This is a genomic window from Aeromicrobium sp. PE09-221, from assembly GCF_002174305.1.
In the GTDB taxonomy this organism is placed as follows: Bacteria; Actinomycetota; Actinomycetes; order Propionibacteriales; family Nocardioidaceae; genus Aeromicrobium.
In genome coordinates, this window is record NZ_MIJB01000032.1 from 50280 (window position 1) to 69967 (window position 19688).

A 19688-nucleotide genomic window follows, 5' to 3' on the forward strand; every position below is an offset into this window, starting at 1 on the left:
AGACTGGTGAGGTGAGCTCTTCAGATCCCGATCAGTCGACCACCGGCTCCTATGTCACCGCCGGAGAGGCCTTCGACCGCGACATGGACTACATCCCCGACCGGATCACCGCCCACGGCGGTGACCCGATCGACGATCGCGCGGGGACGGGCAAGACCAGCCCCGATGACGCGCCGCGGTGGCCCGTCGAGCCGGGACGTTACCGGTTGATCGCCGCCAAGGCGTGCCCGTGGGCGAATCGATCGATCATCGTGCGGTCGCTGCTGGGGCTCGAGGACGTCATCAGCCTCGGCATGCCCGGGCCGACACACGACAAGCGCAGCTGGACCTTCGACCTCGATCCGGGAGGCGTCGATCCGATCCTGGGCATCGAGCGGCTCCAGGAGGCCTATTTCGCACGTTACCCGGACTATCCGCGCGGTATCACCGTGCCGGCGATCGTGGAGATCGAGTCCGGCCAGGTCGTGACCAATGACTTCCCGTGGATCACCCACGACTTCTTCTTCGAGTGGCGCGAGCACCATCGGCCGGATGCTCCCGACCTGTGGCCCGCCGACGTCCGCGACGAGATGGAAGACGTCATGAAGCGGGTATTCACCGAGGTCAACAACGGGGTGTACCGCTGCGGATTCGCCGGATCCCAGGAGGCTTATGGTGACGCCTACGAGCGACTGTGGGCCGCACTCGACTGGCTCGAGGACCGGCTGTCGACCCGCCGCTATCTGATGGGCGACACGATCACCGAGGCCGATGTCCGGCTGTTCACCACCCTCGCTCGCTTCGACGCGGTCTATCACGGGCACTTCAAGTGCAATCGGCAGAAGCTCACCGAGATGCCGAATCTCTGGGGCTACGCGCGCGATCTCTACTCGATCCCCGCCTTCGGGGACTCGATCGACTTCGAGCAGATCAAGAAGCACTACTACGTGGTGCACACCGACATCAACCCCACGCAGATCGTGCCGTTGGGACCCGATCCGGCCGTATGGCTCGAGCCCCACGGCCGCGGCTGATCAGCTCCAGAGCGAACGGGGGAACACCCGGGCGATGATCCGGCGTCGCCAGGAGGTCGAGGTGCTGAGCCGACGCGCGACGCGACGAGCCGTCCCGCGGTGGTGCTCGTCGAGGCCTGGAGGAGACGCGGCGTAGCGTTCACGCTCCACTAGGGCGACGACCTCGCGCACCTCGGGCCCGGCGGCTGGAGCGAGAGCCTCCGCCTGTGCCCGAGCGGTCGCATGGGGAGGGATCGAGATCCCCAGGTCGGTGGCGGTGTCGGTGAGCTCCCGCCACCACGGTTCGACCCGGGTCCTCCGCCAGCGCACAGACCGGCGCACCTGCCGCAGGAGCCCCGGAGCCAGTCCGAGCAGGACCAGGAACACGGTCGAGACCAAGCCGATCCCCCAGGCGGACTCGTTGTCCGTGCCCGACTCCGCCGTCTGATCCGGGTCGGGCCGTGCGGTGTCGGGACCGTCAGTGGGAGCCGCCGTAGGCACCTCCGGCACGCTCACATCCGGTGCTGTGGCGCCCAACTCGCTCCGGGGCTCGTCGAACTCCGTCGGCGACCCCACCCCCGGGGTCGCGTCGAAGGCCACCCAGCCGACGCCGTCGAACCAGACCTCGGTCCACGCATGCAGCATGTCCGACCGGGTCGAGTACACCTGTTCCCCGTCGGACGTGCGACCTGCGGGCCGCCCCGGGGCATAACCGACCGCGATGCGCGCCGGGATGTTCAGCGACCGCGCCATCGCGGCGAGCCCCGAGGCGAAGTGCACGCAATAGCCCGACTGCTCCTCGGTGAGGAAACGAGCGACGACGTCCAGTCCGTTGCCGTCGTAGCCCTCGGCGACCGGAGCGGACTCCGAGTACGAGAAATTGCCGCGCAGCCAGTCCTGGAGGGCGACGACGCGGTCATAGGAGTTGGTGAGACCGGCGGTCTGCTCGCGCGCGACCTCGCCGATCTCTCCCGGAGTCCCGTCCGGCAAGTCGGTATAACGACCGAATACCCCCGGGGTCATCGATGTCGAGCGTCCACGCATCTGCTCGGCGTCAGGCGCGATCTCGACATAGGACGCGGCATAGGTCAGCTCCCGGGTGGTGTCGCCGCGCGACCGTACGGTTCCGCCGATCGGATGCCGCGCCCAAGCCCCGGCCAGGCCCCGCAGCTCATCGAATCGATAGGGAACCGGGAGCATCGTCGTGTCCAGGTCACCGATCTCGACACGGATCTCCTCGGTGCTCGTGGCGATGTCGGGGCCGATATCGGCGAGCGGTTCCTCCGCCGGCAGCCCGGCGCCGTCACCGACCTGCCGCCAGGTCTCGCCGTCGACGTCGATGAGGGTCGCTACCTTGAGATACGGAGGATCATCCGCGGTGGTGATCGACCGGGCGACCTCCACCGACTCGCCGCGGCGCAGGTTCTCCCCCAGCCGCAGCATCGGGTTGATACCGCGACCGAACACCTCCGCGGGAGGTCGTCCCCAGGAGGTGACCGTGGGCTCGAGACCGGGAGCGGCGAGCGACGGGGTCAGCAGGGCGACGACCACCGCTATCGCGCCGATACCGGCGGCGAGCGCTGCCCGAGCCGGTGTCGGAACGCCGCCCCGGCCGATGATCACGCCCAGCCAGCCGGCCGCTGTCACGGCGACCGCGAGCGGATCGGGCGTGACCCCGACGATCAGCGATGCCGCCGCCAGGCCACCGGTGTAGAGGATCCCGCACCCGACGGCGACCCCGGGGATGGGTCGAGAGAGGAGATCGTCGACCACGAGGGCCACCAGGCCGAAGCCCAGGGCGATGAACATGACCAGCGCATCCGGAGGCGCGAGCGGGGCCTGCTCCTCGGCGACCACCGCGATCGCCAGACTCAGCTGGTCGCCGAACGCGGCCCAGGTGGCACCCGTCGGGACGCCCACGACCGTCGTGGCGGGCAGGAAGATCCAGATCACCAGGAGGGCCAGAGCCGCCACCGCCGCGAGTGGGGCCACGACCGGCCGCACGCGCCGCACCAGCGCCGAGACGACGAACACCACCGCCATCACCAGCACGACCGGCCACCACCAGGTCCCCAGGAGCACGACCCGCAGCCCGAGAAGGACTCCGACGAGACCGAGGACGCCGAAGAACGAGGCCCGCTCAGCCCTCATCGGCTCGAATCCTCGTCGAGCCTGCTCCAGACACCTCCGACATCGTCGCGATCGCGGTAAGTCACGACACGCCAGGAATCCTCGCGCAACAGCGCCAGCGCCTCGGCATCGCTGGCATCGTGCAGCATCGCGTAAGCCGGGCGGCGGCGAGCGGCCAGCCATTCGCGCGCGACCGGGACATCGACGCGTCCCCCGAGCAGGACCATCGGCGCGTGAGGATCGATCGACGGTCCATGCGGATACGGTTCCGCGAGGGCCAGCTCGACGAGTGCGGGACGCGGCGTGTCGTCGCGTCGCACGGCATGCTCGTTCCGCCCGACCGACAGCTGCAGGTCGATGTCATCGTGATGCAGATGCTGGAGGATCGAGGCCGCAGCAGAGATCCGCCAGTCGAGATCGCCCGCGGAATCACCGCGCGGATCGACGACCACGTGCACCTGACGCTGGGACTGCTGCTGATCGTGACGCACCATCAACGTGCCCCGATGGGCTGTGGCCTTCCAGTGCAATCTCTTCACCGCGTCGCCGGTACGGTACGGCCGCGCGAGCACATCCGCATCGCCGCTGCCGGAGGGTCTCAGGCGCAGTGCCGAGTCCTCGCGGTCCTGTGCGCCGATCAGCGCGTCGATCCTTCCCTCCAGCTCGTATCGGTGCGGGAGCACGATGACGGTGTTCTCACCCTCGAGCTGGGTCCAGCGGGTGGCGAGCGCGAATGGGTCGGTCACGCGAATGCTCGTGGGGCCGAGACCATGACGGCCGCGCCTCGAGAGGCGCACCTGGTAGCGCCCGTGGGGTGCGCTGGCACCGGCCCCTCGATCGACGAACGACCCGCTGTGGCCCCCGCCGCTCGCATCCTCCCACCACTCGACAACATCGAGAGCGCTGCGCCGGGTGCTCATCAGCCGGAAGCGGACGTCCACCGGCTCTCCCGGCTCCGCGACATGCGGCACGGCGCTCCGGCGCACCTCCCACCGAGGGTGGCTGACGGCGACGGCGATGTGCGCCAGCACCACGATCGTCACAAGCAGGCCGGACACACTCAGCAGCACCGGGACACCCCACCAGAAGGCGCTCACGGCGCTGCCGACCGCGGCGGCCAGCGAGACCACGCCTCGGGCCGTCGGGACAGGCCACCGGGACCAGGCCACCGCGTCAGCCGCCCTGCGGGACGGGGACCGCCGCGACGATCTCCCGCACGAGGGTCGCCGCAGCGGGCGCGCCGCGATCCACGATGAGGCGGTGCGCGAGCACGGCCTCCGCGAGGGCGTCGATGTCATCGGGCAGCACGAACTCGCGTCCGGCCATCGCCGCCCGTGCCTTCGCGGCACGGACGAGCTGCAGCGTGGCCCGTGGACTCGCCCCCAGGTAGATACGGGAGTGTTCGCGGGTCGCGGTGGTGATCGCGATGACATAGCGCCCCACCGCATCCGAGACGTGCACGGCGCGGGCCTCGCCGATCATCGCCGTGAAGTCCGCGAGCGGGACGACAGATTCCAGCTCCTCGACGGGCTCCACCCGATCGTGTCCGCGGATCATCGCCAACTCCGCATCCGCATCGGGGTATCCCATCGAGATCCGCGCCATGAAGCGGTCCCGCTGCGCCTCCGGCAGCGCGTACGTGCCCTCCATCTCGACGGGGTTCTGGGTCGCCACCACCATGAACGGAGGCGTCAGCGGATACGTGGTGCCGTCCACCGAGACCTGGCGCTCGCTCATCGCCTCGAGTAGGGCCGACTGGGTCTTGGGCGATGCGCGGTTGATCTCGTCGCCGATCACGATATTGGCGAAGACGGCACCCGGCCGGAACTCGAAGGCCGCCCGGGCCTGGTCGAAGACCGAGACTCCGGTGATGTCGGAGGGCAGGAGATCCGGCGTGAACTGCACACGATGGACCGTGCCGTCGATCGATCGGGCGAGAGCACGCGCCAGAGCGGTCTTGCCCACGCCGGGAACGTCCTCGATCAGCAGGTGACCTTCGGCGAGCAGCACCGTGATCGCCGTGTCGATCGCTTCGGACTTGCCGTCGATGACGCGTTCGACATTCGCGCGGATCGACATCGCGGCGGCAGCGAGGTCCATGGCACGATCCTAGTGCCCTGCGCCGAAAGTTCCTGACCGCTTTTCGCCGCCACTCGGCCGCCCGGGTTAGCGTCGGACCATGTCCCGACTTCTCGTCGTCCACCACTCGCCCACGGACACCTTGCGCAAGCTCACCGATGCCGCCCTCGACGGTGCCCGCGATCCGGCCATCGAGGGAGTCGAGGTCATCGAGCGGCCGGCGCTGGACGCCACGGTCGAGGATGTGCTCGACGCGGACGGTTATCTCCTCGGCACGAGCGCCAATCTCGGCTACATCTCCGGGGCGCTGAAGCACTTCTTCGACTCCGTCTACAACGACGTGCGCGACCCGACGGCCAAGCGACCCTTCGCGTACTGGATCCGCGGTGGTTACGACACGACGGGAGCGGAGCGGGCGATGGAGTCGATCACGACGGGACTGCAGTGGTCGCTGGCCGCGCAACCTCTCGTCTTCACCGGCGGCATCGAGCCCCATCTTGACGAGGCGACCGAACTGGGCGGCACTCTCGCCGCCCTCCTCATGGAGTGAGCGCGCGGTCGAGCACCTCCGGCGGCCTCACGATTGCACCACTCACCATGCCCAGGAGCCGGCGGAGGGAGCCGATCAGTAGCGCGTCCTGAAGTCGCTCAGCCGATCGTCGACCTCGGCCTCGCCGACCTCGACCGAGGTGACAGAAGCCTGCCGCGGACCCTGATGGCACCAGCGCACGAGCTCCTCGACGGCATCGGCGGATCCCTGCGCCACGAGCTCTACCGCGCCGTCGTCACGGTTGCGCACCCAACCGGCGACCCCGAGGCGGCGTGCCATGTCCTCACACGAAGCGCGGAAGTAGACCCCTTGGACACGGCCGTGGACGATGAGATGGCGACTGATCGTGGAGGGCATGTCTCCATGAAGGCATGCGGCGGAGACGCTCGCAAGGTGGGAGCATCGGCCTATGGACGCCGTCGACGCACTCCGTGAGATCGCCTTCTGGCTGGAGCGGGAACGCGCATCCACGTACCGCGTGGAAGCCTTCCGCACGGCCGCCGATGTGCTGTCCGCGCTGGCACCTGCCGATGTCGAGCGCCGGACGCGCGAGGGCAGTCTGAAACGTCTCAAGGGCCTCGGGGCTCGCACCGTCGGCGTCGTGGAGGATGTCATCGCCGGTGAGGTCCCCGACTACCTGGCCGAACTGCGGGAGCGAGGCGCGACTCCACTGGTGGACGGCGGTGACCCCTTGCGCGGGCAGTTACGTGGCGACCTGCACCTGCACTCGGACTGGTCCGACGGCGGTTCACCGATCGAGGAGATGCTGCGTGTCGCGAACCGGCTCGGTCGCGAGTACATCGCCCTGACCGATCATTCGCCCCGGCTCACCGTCGCCCGCGGGCTCTCCCCCGAGCGCCTGCGCGAGCAGCTCGACCTCATCGCCGGCCTCGAGGACGATACAGAGGGCACGACCCTGCTCAGCGGGATCGAGGTGGACATCCTCGACGACGGCAGTCTCGATCAAGAGGATGAGCTCCTCGAACGCCTCGAGGTCGTGGTGGCATCGGCGCATTCGCAGTTGCGGATGCGAGCACCGGCGATGACGCGGCGATTGCGGAAGGCCGTGGCGAACCCGCGGACGCGGATCCTGGGCCACTGCACCGGGCGACTCGTCACCGGCGGTCGCGGCACCCGCCCGCCCTCGGAATTCGACGCGCGGGCGGTCTTCGAGGCATGCGCCGAGCACGATGTCGCCGTCGAAATCAACGCGCGGCCCGAACGCCAAGACCCGCCCGACGATCTCATCGCGGTCGCCCTCGACGCGGGATGCCTGTTCTCGATCGACTCCGATGCCCACGCGCCGGGGCAGTTAGACTTCCTCGACTACGGTGCGGCGCGGGCGATGGCCTGCGGCGTCCCGGCCGAGCGCATCGTCACCACCTGGCCGCTCGACCGGCTCCGCACCTGGCTGAGCCGCGACGGCCGGTGAGGGGACGAGACCTCAGAAGCCGAGCTTGCGCAGTTGCTTGGGGTCGCGCTGCCAGTCCTTGGCCACCTTGACGTGCAGGTCGAGGTAGACAGGAGTGCCGAGCAGCCGCTCGATCTGACCGCGGGAGGTCACGCCGATCTCACGCAGCCGAGCACCCTTCTTGCCGATGATGATGCCCTTCTGGCTGTCGCGCTCGACGTAGAGGTTGACACGGACATCGAGCAGCGGCTTGCTCTCGGGACGATCCTGTCGAGGCACCATCTCCTCGACCACCACAGCCAGCGAATGCGGTAGTTCGTCGTGGACGCCCTCCAGAGCCGCCTCTCGGATGATCTCGGCGACCAACGTCTCCTCGGGTTCGTCGGTCAGCTGCCCCTCGGGATAAAAGGCCGGGCCCTCGGGGAGGGTTTGCAGCAGCAGATCGGAGAGCAGCTCGACCTGCTCTCCCTTGACCGCCGAGACCGGCACGATCTGCGTCCAGTCGACACCGGCCTCCTGTCCAGCGGAGGCGATCGCCTGCAGGTGCTGGGCCAGTCGTTCTGGCGAGACGAGATCGGTCTTGGTGGCGATCGCGAACATCGGCTTGGAGCGCAATGCCGCCAGCTCCCCGATCAGGTACCGATCCCCCGGCCCGATCCGCTGATCGGATGGGAAGCACATCCCGACGATGTCGACCTCGGACCAGGTCGACCGGACGAGATCGTTGAGGCGTTCGCCCAGCAGCGTACGGGGCCGGTGCAGGCCGGGGGTGTCGACGAGGATCAGCTGGCCGTCGGGGCGGTGGACGAGTCCGCGGACGACGTGCCGGGTGGTCTGCGGACGTGACGAGGTGATGGCGACCTTCTCACCGACCAGCGCATTGGTGAGGGTGGACTTGCCGGCATTGGGCCTGCCGACGAAGCTGACGAAGCCGGAGCGGAACTCGCTCATCTCAGGCCTCCAGCACCGTGTCGACCGCGCCATCGGGTCCGGCGACCACGACAGAGGTCCCGGCCCCGGCGAACTCGCGCACCGTCTCGGTGCGGATCGGCACGTCACCCTCGGTCACGACGGCTGCGGCCTCCAGACCCTTGGCCCCCGAGGAAACGGCCATCGCGACAGCGAGATCCAGAGCCGAGAGCGTGAGGGATTCCAGGGCGATCGTCGCGGCGGCGTAGGTACGCCCGTCGAGATCGCGCACGGCCGCGCCCTGCGCGACCCCGAGCCGGGCGCGGGTGGCGCGGGCGAGCGTGACGAGCTTGGCATCCTCAGCCGACAGATCCATGTCCTCAGCGTATCGGCCCGCCCGCCTACCGAGGCCTCAGGAGTCGAGACGGGAGACGAGGACCCGGCCGATACGATTGCGGCGGCCGGCAGGCGCCTGGGCCTCCAGCCGCAGGCCGTCGACCTCGACGACGCTGCCGGGGATGGGCACCTTGCCGAGATGCTTGGCCATCAGACCCCCCACCGAGTCGACATCCTCGTCCTCGATGGGGACACCGAACAGCTCCTCGAGGTCATCGACATCGAAGCGCGCACTGACACGCCAGGAACCATCGGAGAGCTGCTCGCGTTCATCGGGTTCCGAGTCGTACTCGTCGGTGATCTCCCCGACGATCTCCTCGAGGATGTCCTCGATCGTGACCATCCCGGCAGTACCGCCGTACTCGTCGACGACGATCGCCACATGTGTGCGGCTCGCCTGCATCTCACGCAGCAGGTCATCAGCCTTCTTGGTGTCGGGGACGAACGGGCACGGCCGGCAGATCGAGTCGACCTTCTCGGCGGTCTCGGCCGCGTGATTGTCGAAGACGCGTTTGGTGAGGTCCTTGAGATAGGCCATGCCCACGACATCGTCGAGGTTCTCCCCCACCACGGGGATACGCGAGTATCCACTGCGCAGCGCGAGGCTCATCGCCTGCCGTAGGGTCTTGTGCTGTTCGATGAACACCAGATCGGGACGGGGCACCATGACCTCCCGCACGATCGTGTCGCCGAGCTCGAAGACCGACTGGATCATCTTCGACTCATCGGTCTCGATGACGGAGCTGCGCGCGGCGAGATCGACCAGCTCACGCACCTCCACCTCCGACGCGAAGGGCCCCTCGCTGAACCCCTTGCCGGGGGTGAGGGCATTGCCGATGAGGATCAGCAACTTGGGGATCGGGCCCAGCAGAGCGGTCAGCATGACGACCACGAAGGCGGAGGCGACCGCGATGCGCTCGGCATGCTGCTTGCCGATCGTGCGGGGACCGACGCCGATGACGACGAAGCTCACCACCGTCATGATCGCGATGGCGATGAGCACATTGCTCCACAGCCCCTCGACATGATCCGCGACCACTGCCGCGACGAGCACGATGCTCGCGGTCTCAGCCAGGATGCGCAGGAGGAGGACGGTGTTCAGATAGGGAGCCGGATCCTCCAGGATCGTGCCGAGCCGCTTGGCGCCGGCGCTCCCGGACCCGGCCAGCTCCTCGGCCCGGGCCCGCGAGAAGGAGGAGATGGCGGCCTCGATGCTCACCAGGATGCCGGCCAGCACCGCGAGCACGACCGCCAGCACCAGCGGCGTAGTCACGCCCATGTCGTCACCCCTGGAACGAGCTCACGCAGCTCGGTCACGATGCGTCCGGATCCTGTCCGGCGGCCGCCTCGTGCCACTCCACGAGGAGGCGTCCCTGGATGCCGAACATCTCGGCGTGTTCCTCGGGGGTCGCGTGGTCGTAGCCCATGAGGTGCAGCATGCCGTGCACCGTGAGCAGGGCGATCTCGTCGTCTCGGTCGTGTCCGGCGGCCGGCGCCTGCTGGGCGGCGATCTGCGGGCAGAGGGCGATATCGCCCAGATAACCGGGGTCATCACCGTCATCGGGCTCCTCGCGCCCCGGTGTCAGCTCGTCCATCGGGAACGAGAGCACGTCCGTGGGACCCTCCTTGCCCATCCACTGCTCGTTGAGCGTGGCGATGGTGTCGGCGTCCACCAGCCGCATGGTCATCTCGGTCTGCGGGTGCAGCCGCATCCTCCGCAGAACGAAGCGGCAGAGCCGGGTGAGGCCGAGGACGTCCACGTCCTCGCCGGACTCGTCGAGAACGTCAACGCTCACCGTGGCCCACCTGCTCAGGCACGCTCGCGGCCGGCATCGTCGCGCCGCCCCGCGTCGTACTGGTCGTAGGCGGCGACGATGCGTCCGACGAGCTTGTGCCGGACGACGTCGTTGCTGGTCAGCCGGGAGAAGTGGATGTCGCGGACATCACCGAGGATGTTCTCGACGACCCGCAGACCGCTGGTGGCGCCGCCGGGGAGGTCCACCTGGGTGACATCCCCGGTGACGACCATCTTGGAGCCGAATCCGAGGCGGGTCAGGAACATCTTCATCTGCTCGGCGGTGGTGTTCTGCGCCTCGTCGAGGATGATGAAGGCATCGTTGAGACTCCGGCCGCGCATGTATGCGAGGGGGGCCACCTCGATGACGCCGCTGGTCAGCAGCTTGGGGATCGACTCGGGGTCGAGCATGTCGTGCAGAGCGTCGTACAGCGGGCGCAGGTACGGATCGATCTTCTCGCTCAGCGTGCCGGGGAGATACCCGAGCCGCTCCCCTGCCTCGACGGCCGGGCGCGTGAGGATGATCCGCGTGACCTCCTTGGCCTGCAACGCCTGCACGGCCTTGGCCATCGCGAGATAGGTCTTGCCGGTGCCTGCGGGGCCGATCCCGAAGACGATGGTGTGCTTGTCGATCGCGTCGACATAACGCTTCTGGTTGAGGGTCTTGGGGCGGATGGTGCGGCCCCGGCTGGAGAGGATATTGAGGCTCAGCACCTCGGCGGGCCGCTCCTGGGTCTCGGTGCGCAGCATGGAGATGCTGCGCTCGACCGTCTCGCGGCTGAGCGCCTGTCCCGTGCGCAGGATAGTGACGAGCTCATCGAGCAGGCGCTCGACGAGCGCCGCCTCGGCGGGGTCGCCCTCGACGGTGATCTCATTGCCGCGCGCGTGGACACGGGCATCGAAGGAATCCTCGACCAGTCTCAGGAACTCATCGGCCGGGCCGAACAGGGCCACGGCGGGAACGCTCGACGGCACGGTGAACACGTGGCGAGCCTTGATGTCATCAGTCATACGCGTGCCAGTCTACGCTGTTGCACCGACAGGCGTCTCGCTACAGACTCGGCCGTCCCCCACACGTGGCGGTACGCCATCAACCTCACCTCGTGAACGGCGGTACACCGTCAACCTCATCCGCGAGTGATGGGGTTGACGGTCTACCGCCACGAGAACGAAAGGTTGATGCTCTACCGCCGCCGATGCTGTCAGCCGAGGAAGAGCTTGGAGACGTCCACCCCGGCGAGCACATGAGCATGGGCGTGGAAGACGGACTGGCCGGCCTCGGCACCGGTATTGAAGACGAGGTTGTAGTCCTCATAGCCCTCTTGGCGTGCGACGACCCGGGACTGCGCGAGCAGCTCGGCGGCCACCAGCGGGGATGCCTCGGCCAGGCTCACGATGTCGGGCTCGTGCTCGCGGGGGATGACGAGCACGTGCACCGGCGCCTTGGGACTGATGTCCCGGAAGGCGATGGTGTGCTCGGACTCGGTGACCACCTCGGCGGGGATCTCTCCATCGACGATCTTGCAGAACACGCAGTCAGCAGCCATACGGTCAGTCTACGAACATGTCGCCCCGTCGGGAATCAGCTCTCGGGGTCGCGGGTGAACGGTCGGTTGACGTCGAGCTCTCCGGCACTGATCAGGACGGCTCCCTTCGGCCCCCAGAAGCCCACCGTGGCATCGACCGCCAATGATGTCGGCCTGCCGGCCCGCAGCCGCGTGGTCCCCACGAGGAGACTGCGCTCGTCGACGACATCGCCATCAACGATGAGCCGGACTCGATACCAGAACAACGAGCCTCCGTCGAACTCGACGGTCAGCGTGCGACCGTCGTGACGTAGCGAATACTGTTTCATGCCCTTGTCATACCCGCCTCACTTGAAGGCATCGCGGATACGGCCGAAGACGCCGTTCCGGTGCGAGTGGCCGACCACCGGCTCGGGTCGTTCCTCGCCGCGCAGCGATGCAAGCTCGGCCAGCAGCTCGCGCTGACGGTCGTCGAGATCGCTCGGCGTCTCGACGACCACCTGCACCGTCAGATCACCGCGGCCGCTGCCACGCAGCCGCTGGACCCCCTGACCGCGGACGGTGACCGTCTCACCCGACTGCGTGCCCGAAGGGATGTCGATCGACACGGTGGCCGGCACATCGCCGAGATCGGGCCGTTCGGACTCCAGGGTGGGGATCTCGATGCGGGTGCCCAGCGCGGCGGCCGTCATGGGCACGGCGATCTGGCAGGCGAGCTGATCGCCCTGACGGGTGAACACCTCGTGGCGTTGCACCCGGACCTCGACATAGAGATCACCCGCCGGTCCACCGCCGGTGCCGACCTCGCCCTCCCCCGCCAGCTGGATGCGGTTGCCGTCGTCGACGCCCCCGGGGATGTTGACCGAGATGGTGCGACGCGCCCGGACGCGCCCGTCGCCACCGCACTCCGCGCACGGGTCGGGGATGACCGTGCCGAAGCCGCGGCAGGTGGGGCACGGCCGCGAGGTGCGGATATCGCCGAGCAGCGACCGCTGCACCGACTGCACCTCACCGTGTCCGTGACAGGTGCCGCAGGTCACCGGCTCAGATCCCTCGCTCGCCCCGGAGCCGTTGCACAGTAGACAGACGATCGCCGTGTCGACCTTGAGCTCGCGGGTCACGCCGAAGGCGGCCTCGGGAAGCGTGACCACCACGCGCAGCAGGGCGTCGGATCCTCGCTGGACCCGCGACTTGGGCCCGCGGCTCGCGCCACCCTGACCGAAGAAGGCATCCATGATGTCATCGAAGTTGAAGCCGCCCTGGCCGAAGCCGCCGCCCATGCCGCCGCTCGAGAGCGGATCCCCGCCGCGGTCGTACACGGCTCGCTTGTCCGGGTCCGCGAGGACCTCATAGGCCAGCGAGACCTCCTTGAACTGCTCGGCGGCATCCGGAGCGTCGTTGACGTCCGGGTGCAGCCGCCGCGCGGCCTTGCGGTAAGCCTTCTTCAGCTCCTCGGCGCTCGCATCGCGCGAGACGCCCAGCAGTGCGTAGTAGTCCTGTGCCATGTCCTTCTCTCACCCGATCGGGGGATCAGCCGTCCGCGAGGATTCGTCCGACGTAGCGGGCCACGGCCGAGACGGCGGCCATCGTGCCCGGATAGTCCATGCGCGTGGGTCCGACGGTACCGAGACGCGCCAGGACCTCGGCATCGGACCCATAACCCGAGGAGACCACCGCCGTATTCGAGAGGCCGTCGTGTCCGGTCTCCATCCCGATGCGCACCTGCGCCGCATCGCTCGGGCCGCGCGTCGCCTCCCCGAGCAGCTTGAGCAGGACGACCTGCTCTTCCAGCGCTTCGAGCACGGGACGGATGGCCGTGTCGAAGTCGGCCCCGAAACGCGCCAGATTCGCCGTGCCCCCGACCGCGACGCGCTCCTCCGAGCGCTCACCGGACAATGTGTGACTCAGGGTCGTGACGATGCTCGTGACGATCGGGCGGTCGCGCGGATCGACTCCGTCGATCAACTCGGCCAGCCGCAACGCCGCCTCGGGCAGGCGCTGGCCGACCGTGGCACGCACCAACCGCCCGCGAAGATCCGTCAGCAGCTCCTCGCTCGGCGTCTCCACCAACTCGACGATGCGCTGCTCGACGCGTCCGCTGCTCGTGATCACCACCAACAGCATCCGAGCGCCGTCCAGTGCGACGACCTCGACGTGACGCACCGTCGAACGAGTCAAGGAGGGGTACTGCACGATGGCGACCTGATTGGTCAGCTGCGCCAGCACCTTGACGCTCCGGCGCACCACGTCGTCGACGTCGAGGGCCTCGGCCAGGAAGGTCTCGATGGCGCGGCGCTCGGCCGGTGACATCGCCTTGACCGTGGCCAACCGGTCCACGAACATCCGGTATCCCTTGTCGGTGGGGATACGACCCGCGCTGGTGTGCGGCTGGGTGATGTACCCCTCGTCCTCCAAAGCAGCCATGTCGTTGCGGATGGTGGCTGGTGAGACGTCGAGATGGTGCCGGTCGACGAGCGCACGCGAGCCGACGGGTTCCTGGGTCGCGACATAGTCCTCGACGATGGCACGGAGCACTTCCAGCCGGCGTTCCTCCGACATGATCGCGGTCACCTCCCCGTGTCGCACTGGCACTCTCGATGGTCAAGTGCCAGTCTAGCCAAATGGCCGAGCTCACCATATGTCCTGACGGGGCGATCACGGTCACCTCGGGCGATGACGTGCTGACGTACACCCCCTACGCCGTCACGGCACCGGACGGGCAGCGGATCGCGCACGAGTCCCGAGGCGGCTCGCTGGTCGGTGTGTGGTCCACACAGGTCGGCGACGCTTTCGTGGAGGTCTCCTATCTGGGCGACGGGCCGGTGGGCGGCGAGCTCGTCATGGTCGTGACGCTGCCCGGTGAACCGCCCCAGGTCGCCCTCGGTGCCCTCATCGCCCCCGAAGCCCCCTCCGCCGATGTCCCTGACAGCTGGCCGGCCGCGGTCGACCTCGCGCTGGGGCTGATCGCCGACGACACGCTCGACAGCGGTTCCAAGGACGAGATCGAGTCCTTCCATCAACGCCTGCTGGAGGTCGTCCATGGTCTTTGACCGTTACGGCTCCGATGTGCTCGGCGGGGACTGGCGCAAGCCCCCGCGCGGCCGCTCTACCGAGCAGTCGGCCGATATCGGGCTCGTCGTCGAGGAGGCCACGAGCGGTTTCGTCGGCGAGATCATGAAGGTGGAGCGCGATCTGGGCACCGTCGTGCTCGAGAACCGCCACCTCAAGCGCCGGACCTTCCCGCTGGGTCCCGGCTTCCTCCTCGAGGGCAAGCCCGTCGTGCTCGTGGCACCGGCCCGTTCCGCCCCGCAGAAGGCCACCAGGACGGCCTCCGGGTCGCGGATCGCCGCCGACACCCGTGCCAAGGTCGCGCTTCCGAGCCGCATCTACGTCGAGGGACGCCATGATGCCGAGCTCGTCGAGAAGGTCTGGGGCGATGACCTGCGGGCCGAGGGTGTCGCAGTGGAGTTCCTGGGCGGCATCGACGACCTGCCGGCGATCGTGCGCGACTTCGCGCCCACGAGCCAGCGTCGTCTCGGCGTGCTCGTGGACCACCTCGTCCCGGGTTCCAAGGAGTCGCGCATCGCCGAGCAGCTCTCGGGACAGCCGCACGTCCTCGTCGTCGGACACCCTTATGTGGATGTCTGGCAGGCCGTCAAACCCGAACGCCTCGGGATCGAGTCCTGGCCGACCATCCCCCGTTCGGTGGAGTGGAAGAAGGGGATCTGCGCATCCTTCGGCTGGCCCCATCGGGATCAGACGGACATCGCGCGGGCGTGGAAGCACATCCTGAGCCGGGTCGGCAGTTACACCGACCTCGAGCCGGCCTTCCTCGGCCGGGTCGAGGAACTCATCGACTTCGCCACGCTGCCCGCCGACTGATCGACGGTTCGGCGGTAGGCGCCGTCGTCGGTGCGTTCCAGGAGGCCACGTTCGACGAAGGCATCGAGCCACCCGCGCATCGGCCACCATCCCCAGATGCGATGGAACTGGCGCGCATTGCGGAGGATGTCCTCAAGGTGCTGCACCGGCGGATCGCTCGTCGGATGATGCTGGTGGAAGGCCCGCGCCCCGCCGACCCACGCGATCGGCACACCCGCTGCCCTGGCCCGCTGTCCGAAGTCGGTGTCCTCGGCCCCATACCCCCGGTAGCGCTCGTCGAAACCGCCGATCCGCTGCCAGGTCTCGGCCGTCACGGCGAAGGACAGCGACCAGAACAGGGTATGCCCGTCGTCATCGCGCACCACGGTGCCGCGTGGCGGTGCGGGTCGGGCCGGATGAGGGTCGGCCATCGCGGCGAGCCGACCGAGGTCGTACCCTCCGGCCGGAGGCGGCGGAAGATAGGCGACCGGACCGCTGAGCACCGCATCGCGTCCGCGCGGTTCGCGTGCCGCACGGACATAGCTCTCGACGAGTCGGCCCTCCGGCAGACAGTCGACGTCGAGGAAGATCAACAGCTCAGCTCCCTCGCGAAGAGCCGACGCGGCACCACGGTTGCGAGCCGTCGCCAGTGGTAGAGCAGCGGCGTCGGCCTCGACCGTCTCCACCAGCGGGAACGGTGCGGCGGTGGGGCGCCACCGGCTCAGCGAGGGATCGTCCATCGCCACCACGCGGTAGGAGTCCACCGGCACCGTCCCGGCCCCGAGGGCCTCCTGCTGACGCCGCAGGTGATCGTGTCGGCCGTGGGCCACGGTGATCAGCGCTGTGCGTGTCATCGCCGCAGCACCTCGCACACGACCTGAGCGAAACGCCTCGCGCCTCCCCCGTCGTTCCAGTCCTTCCACCGCTCACCGTCGAGCCCCGACGCGAGATCGAGCAGGGCCGGCCATCCGTGGCTCGGGAACCCGTCGAGGGAGACGACAGGCCACCGTCCTCCTTCGCGCAGAGTCGCCGCCATCGTGCGCTGCTCGTCGTGGGGCCGGTCCTGCGGCACCATGATCACCGGGCGACGCGCCGCCGCGACCTCGGCGAGGGCGTTCTGCCCCGCATGGGTCACGATCACATCGGCATCGACGAGCCGCGTCCACGGGTCCTCCACCCAGGACGCCGCCGAGGAACCGGCGAGGCTCCATTCCCAGTCAGGGGTGGACGCCCGCGCGCGATCGACGGCCTCCTCGGGCACATCGTGTCCGCCGCGCCCGAGCAGCAGGGCGACCCTGCGGGTCTCGGGTCCCGGGGGCGGGACGCGGTCGTCGAAGCGCGAGAAGGCCCCGACGTGGACGAGGCGATCACCGTGAGCGACACCCGGCAGCAAGTCGCCCGCGGACGCAGGCCAGGGAGCCACCACCCGGTCGGCGATCCGATAGGCCATCGAGTGGGGCACATCATCGCGGATCCCCGGCTGCGCGACCGCGATAACCGGGATGCCGTGCAGCCGCGCCAGCAGACAGACCTCCACCGACACGTCGACGATCATCAGCTCGGGCCGTGCTCGCTCGATCCATGCCGAGATGGTCGCCATCCGGGCGCTGAGACCCCGGTCGTGCCGCGGCACCCAGTGCAGCAGCCCATGCGCGGTCGGATCCTCCGCCACCCCTGTGTCGTCGCGCGCGAGCTCGACCCAGTCGCCATCCCACGAGTCCGGGGGCGCCGCCGACGAAAGAAGGGTGAACTCCGGCAGCCAGGGCGCCAGTGTCATGGCCCGGTTGACGTGACCGGCGCCGTGATGGTGTGCGTAGTAACCGATCACGCCATCGCCTCGACGGGAGAGCCGCTGTAGAGCCGTTCGTAGTCGTCGACCATCCGGCGAAGGTCGCAGTGCTCGACCGCATGGGCCCGCACAGCCCCGCGGTCCAGGTCCCGCGCATCGACGGCCGCGCGAGCGAGCGCGTCCACGTCATCGGGCTGCGCGAGCCGTCCGCCCCGCGGACCGATCACCTCGGGCAGCGCCCCTCGCGCGAAGGCCGCGACCGGCGTGCCACATGCCATCGCCTCGGCCGCGACCAGTCCATAGGGCTCGTCCCAGCGCGGGGACACCAGCGCGACGCGCGACGTACCGACGGCTGCCACGAGATCGGTGCTCCCCAGGTGACCGAGGTAGCGGATGCCGTCGCCCAGCCGCGGAGCGATGGCCTCGTCGAAATACGCCCGGTCGAGCACCGGCCCCGCTAGATCGAGCGGGAGACCGGCACGCCGGGCGGCTTCGATCGCCAGGTGCGGGGCTTTCTCGGGAACCAGCCGACCGGTCCAGATCGCACGCTCGCCCCCAGGGCCCGGCACCCAGCGCTGCGTGTCGACGCCATTGGGGATCACTACCGGACGCACCGCGTGCGCCCAGGCATCCGCGGTGTGCCGGCTGACGGCGACATAGGTCGACGGCGAGGGCGCCAGCGCGATCGCCGACTCCAGCCAGCCGACCGGTGGCGTGTGCAGGGTCGTCAGGAAGCGCAACCCCGTCGCGGCGGCCATCGCGATCGGGAGGTGATGCAGGCTGTTGTTGTGGACCACATCGAATCGGTCGCGCCCGTGTTCGATGAGATCGAGCATCAGGGCGAGATAGGCGTGGTGCTCGCGCAGCCACGTCTCGGGGTGTGCGCCGACATCCGCCCGAGCGGCCGGACTCGGCTCGAACCGCCGGACGGGCAGCTCGACGGCACCGAGGGCCGGATCGGAACCCGGGGCGGCAAAGATCGTGACCTCATGTCCTCGCTCGATCAGTGCTGAGCCGAGTGCCGCCGTATGCGCCTCGAGACCGCCTTGGAAGGGCTCGGCGATCGGGAATCTGCTGGAGGCGATCAGGCAGACGCGCATCGGGCCCCCACGAGATCGGCATAGAGCTCGGCATGCGCGGCGGCGATCTGGTCGCGCTGGGCCCGCCTCCGAGCCACGATCTCCGCCGGCGGCGGGGTCTGCCGGTACGCGGCCAGAACCGCGTCGGCCAGCTCATCCTCGTCGAGACGGTCCTCGTCCATCGTGAACGAATGCACGGGTCCCTGGTCGGCGTAGTAGCCGCATGTGGGCGCCGCGACCGGTGTGCCCACGTCGCGACAGGCTTCCAGCCACCCCGAGTGCGTGCCGAATCGGTATGGCAGCACCGACAGGTCCAGCGAGGCCAGGTACTCGACCAGCTCGGCATCGGAGAAGAAGTCGTGGATCCGCACATCGACACAGGACGGCGCGGCGCGCAGGGCCGAGGCCAGCTCGACATCGTACCGCGCCCCGGCCGGGTCCAGGACATCGGTGTGACCGTCGACCTGGAGCACACCGCCGGGGATCGAGCTGACCGCCCTCACGAGCGCAGGGAGCATCGCCAAGGGGTCCATGCACGAACGCAGGCTCTTGACGTGCAACCCCACGCGGAACTCGCCTCCGCGATCGGCGGGTGCTCTACGTGTCGCGGGCAGCGACTTCATCGTCTCGAAGTCCACGACATGCGGGTGCGGGAGGACGACGGCCTCGCGCGACCAGCGGCGCTCGATCTCCGCGGCTGCGCCTGACGTCAGGGTGATCACGGCATCGGCGGCCGGGATCAGCACATCGAGCTGAGCATCGTGGAGTTCCCGCGTGCGGTGGTGCGGGTTACGCAGGTCGTGCGCCGTGTGGACCAGGGGCTTGCCGTGCTCCCGGAGCGCCTCGACCGCGCGTCGCAGATCGGCCGGGGCGAAGGCGTCGAAGCCGAACTGCACATGGAATAGGTCGAAGCTGTCGTGTGCGCGCTCGATCCAGGCCGGGTCGAGCATGACCGGCGGCCACCAGCGGCTCTGCCCGGCCGGTGAGGCGTCCGGCGGCGCGGGGTCGTCCAGGCGGACGACCTCTCGCCATGCCCTTTCCACAGGGGCGAGGTGACGGATGTAGACGTGACCGGCCGGCACGGAGGCCACCCGGATGACGTCCGCCCCGGTCCGGTGAGGAACCGAGGCGGGCCGATGAGCCACACGCATGCGACACACCTTTCGATCAG

The 19688-nt window shown here is 68.9% G+C and carries 22 protein-coding genes; 5 read left to right on the forward strand and 17 right to left on the reverse strand.

The features are described 5' to 3' along the window. The first annotated feature begins 83 nt into the window (after positions 1 to 83). Positions 84 to 1013, forward strand: coding sequence for a glutathione S-transferase C-terminal domain-containing protein (locus BHE97_RS17110; protein WP_087625358.1), 930 nt, complete (start codon positions 84 to 86; stop codon positions 1011 to 1013). On the opposite strand, the gene BHE97_RS17115 is transcribed toward BHE97_RS17110, so the two are convergent. From BHE97_RS17115 to BHE97_RS17125, 3 genes are read right to left on the reverse strand one after another with little or no spacing between them, the layout of a single operon-like run. Then, on the reverse strand, positions 1014 to 3143 hold the full coding sequence (locus tag BHE97_RS17115; protein WP_170931481.1) for a DUF3488 and transglutaminase-like domain-containing protein: 2130 nt from the start codon (positions 3141 to 3143) through the stop codon (positions 1014 to 1016). Continuing rightward, positions 3140 to 4291 carry a DUF58 domain-containing protein gene (locus BHE97_RS17120; RefSeq protein ID WP_140400231.1) on the reverse strand — a complete coding sequence of 384 codons (1152 nt, stop codon included), beginning with the start codon at positions 4289 to 4291 and terminating at the stop codon, positions 3140 to 3142. The genes BHE97_RS17115 and BHE97_RS17120 overlap by 4 nt, the downstream gene beginning before the upstream one ends. 4 nt (positions 4292 to 4295) lie before the next feature. Then, complete coding sequence (locus tag BHE97_RS17125) at positions 4296 to 5222, reverse strand: AAA family ATPase (RefSeq protein ID WP_087625250.1); 927 nt, start codon at positions 5220 to 5222, stop codon at positions 4296 to 4298. Between the two features lie 79 nt (positions 5223 to 5301). On the opposite strand from BHE97_RS17125, the gene BHE97_RS17130 reads away from it, so the two are divergent. Then, entirely contained in the window at positions 5302 to 5751 is a 450-nt protein-coding gene (locus BHE97_RS17130) for a flavodoxin family protein (protein ID WP_087625251.1), read from the forward strand. Positions 5752 to 5826: 75 nt separating this feature from the next. Here BHE97_RS17130 and BHE97_RS17135 read toward each other — a convergent pair whose 3' ends face one another. Then, positions 5827 to 6108: an acylphosphatase gene (locus BHE97_RS17135; RefSeq protein WP_087625252.1), complete on the reverse strand. Its 282-nt coding sequence runs from the start codon at positions 6106 to 6108 to the stop codon at positions 5827 to 5829. 52 nt (positions 6109 to 6160) lie between these two features. On the opposite strand from BHE97_RS17135, the gene BHE97_RS17140 reads away from it, so the two are divergent. Then, positions 6161 to 7183, forward strand: a complete 1023-nt coding sequence (locus BHE97_RS17140) for a PHP domain-containing protein (RefSeq protein WP_087625253.1) — start codon at positions 6161 to 6163, stop codon at positions 7181 to 7183. Between the two features lie 12 nt (positions 7184 to 7195). On the opposite strand, the gene era is transcribed toward BHE97_RS17140, so the two are convergent. From era to hrcA, 9 genes are all read right to left on the reverse strand, one after another. After that, a complete protein-coding gene (gene era, locus BHE97_RS17145; protein WP_087625254.1) occupies positions 7196 to 8113 on the reverse strand; it encodes a GTPase Era in 918 nt (305 codons plus the stop codon). Between the two features lies 1 nt (position 8114). Then, positions 8115 to 8447: a cytidine deaminase gene (locus BHE97_RS17150; protein ID WP_087625255.1), complete on the reverse strand. Its 333-nt coding sequence runs from the start codon at positions 8445 to 8447 to the stop codon at positions 8115 to 8117. A gap of 36 nt (positions 8448 to 8483) precedes the next feature. Further along, the gene (locus BHE97_RS17155; RefSeq protein WP_087625256.1) at positions 8484 to 9746 is read right to left on the reverse strand and encodes a hemolysin family protein; all 1263 of its coding nucleotides are present in this window, start codon (positions 9744 to 9746) and stop codon (positions 8484 to 8486) included. A 34-nt stretch (positions 9747 to 9780) separates the two neighbouring features. After that, entirely contained in the window at positions 9781 to 10263 is a 483-nt protein-coding gene (gene ybeY, locus BHE97_RS17160; protein ID WP_087625257.1) for an rRNA maturation RNase YbeY, read from the reverse strand. A gap of 14 nt (positions 10264 to 10277) precedes the next feature. Further along, complete coding sequence (locus BHE97_RS17165; RefSeq protein ID WP_087625258.1) at positions 10278 to 11273, reverse strand: PhoH family protein; 996 nt, start codon at positions 11271 to 11273, stop codon at positions 10278 to 10280. A gap of 191 nt (positions 11274 to 11464) precedes the next feature. Further along, complete coding sequence (locus tag BHE97_RS17170) at positions 11465 to 11809, reverse strand: histidine triad nucleotide-binding protein (protein ID WP_087625259.1); 345 nt, start codon at positions 11807 to 11809, stop codon at positions 11465 to 11467. 35 nt (positions 11810 to 11844) lie between these two features. Continuing rightward, entirely contained in the window at positions 11845 to 12117 is a 273-nt protein-coding gene (locus BHE97_RS17175; RefSeq protein ID WP_087625260.1) for a hypothetical protein, read from the reverse strand. A gap of 18 nt (positions 12118 to 12135) precedes the next feature. After that, positions 12136 to 13293: a molecular chaperone DnaJ gene (dnaJ, locus tag BHE97_RS17180; protein WP_087625261.1), complete on the reverse strand. Its 1158-nt coding sequence runs from the start codon at positions 13291 to 13293 to the stop codon at positions 12136 to 12138. A gap of 25 nt (positions 13294 to 13318) precedes the next feature. Next, entirely contained in the window at positions 13319 to 14347 is a 1029-nt protein-coding gene (gene hrcA / locus BHE97_RS17185; RefSeq protein WP_087625359.1) for a heat-inducible transcriptional repressor HrcA, read from the reverse strand. Between the two features lie 62 nt (positions 14348 to 14409). On the opposite strand from hrcA, the gene BHE97_RS17190 reads away from it, so the two are divergent. Both BHE97_RS17190 and BHE97_RS17195 read left to right on the forward strand, forming a co-directional pair. Then, entirely contained in the window at positions 14410 to 14838 is a 429-nt protein-coding gene (locus BHE97_RS17190) for a hypothetical protein (RefSeq protein ID WP_087625262.1), read from the forward strand. Next, positions 14828 to 15670: a DUF3097 domain-containing protein gene (locus BHE97_RS17195; RefSeq protein ID WP_087625263.1), complete on the forward strand. Its 843-nt coding sequence runs from the start codon at positions 14828 to 14830 to the stop codon at positions 15668 to 15670. The genes BHE97_RS17190 and BHE97_RS17195 overlap by 11 nt, the downstream gene beginning before the upstream one ends. On the opposite strand, the gene BHE97_RS17200 is transcribed toward BHE97_RS17195, so the two are convergent. From BHE97_RS17200 to BHE97_RS17215, 4 genes are read right to left on the reverse strand one after another with little or no spacing between them, the layout of a single operon-like run. Next, the gene (locus BHE97_RS17200) at positions 15595 to 16503 is read right to left on the reverse strand and encodes a galactosyltransferase-related protein (RefSeq protein ID WP_087625264.1); all 909 of its coding nucleotides are present in this window, start codon (positions 16501 to 16503) and stop codon (positions 15595 to 15597) included. The two genes, BHE97_RS17195 and BHE97_RS17200, sit on opposite strands and share 76 nt — an antisense overlap. Continuing rightward, positions 16500 to 17477, reverse strand: coding sequence for a glycosyltransferase (locus BHE97_RS17205; protein WP_087625265.1), 978 nt, complete (start codon positions 17475 to 17477; stop codon positions 16500 to 16502). The genes BHE97_RS17200 and BHE97_RS17205 overlap by 4 nt, the downstream gene beginning before the upstream one ends. Continuing rightward, positions 17474 to 18538: a glycosyltransferase family 4 protein gene (locus BHE97_RS17210; RefSeq protein ID WP_087625266.1), complete on the reverse strand. Its 1065-nt coding sequence runs from the start codon at positions 18536 to 18538 to the stop codon at positions 17474 to 17476. The genes BHE97_RS17205 and BHE97_RS17210 overlap by 4 nt, the downstream gene beginning before the upstream one ends. Further along, positions 18523 to 19668, reverse strand: coding sequence for a glycosyltransferase (locus BHE97_RS17215; protein ID WP_087625267.1), 1146 nt, complete (start codon positions 19666 to 19668; stop codon positions 18523 to 18525). The genes BHE97_RS17210 and BHE97_RS17215 overlap by 16 nt, the downstream gene beginning before the upstream one ends. Between the last annotated feature and the right edge of the window lie 20 nt (positions 19669 to 19688).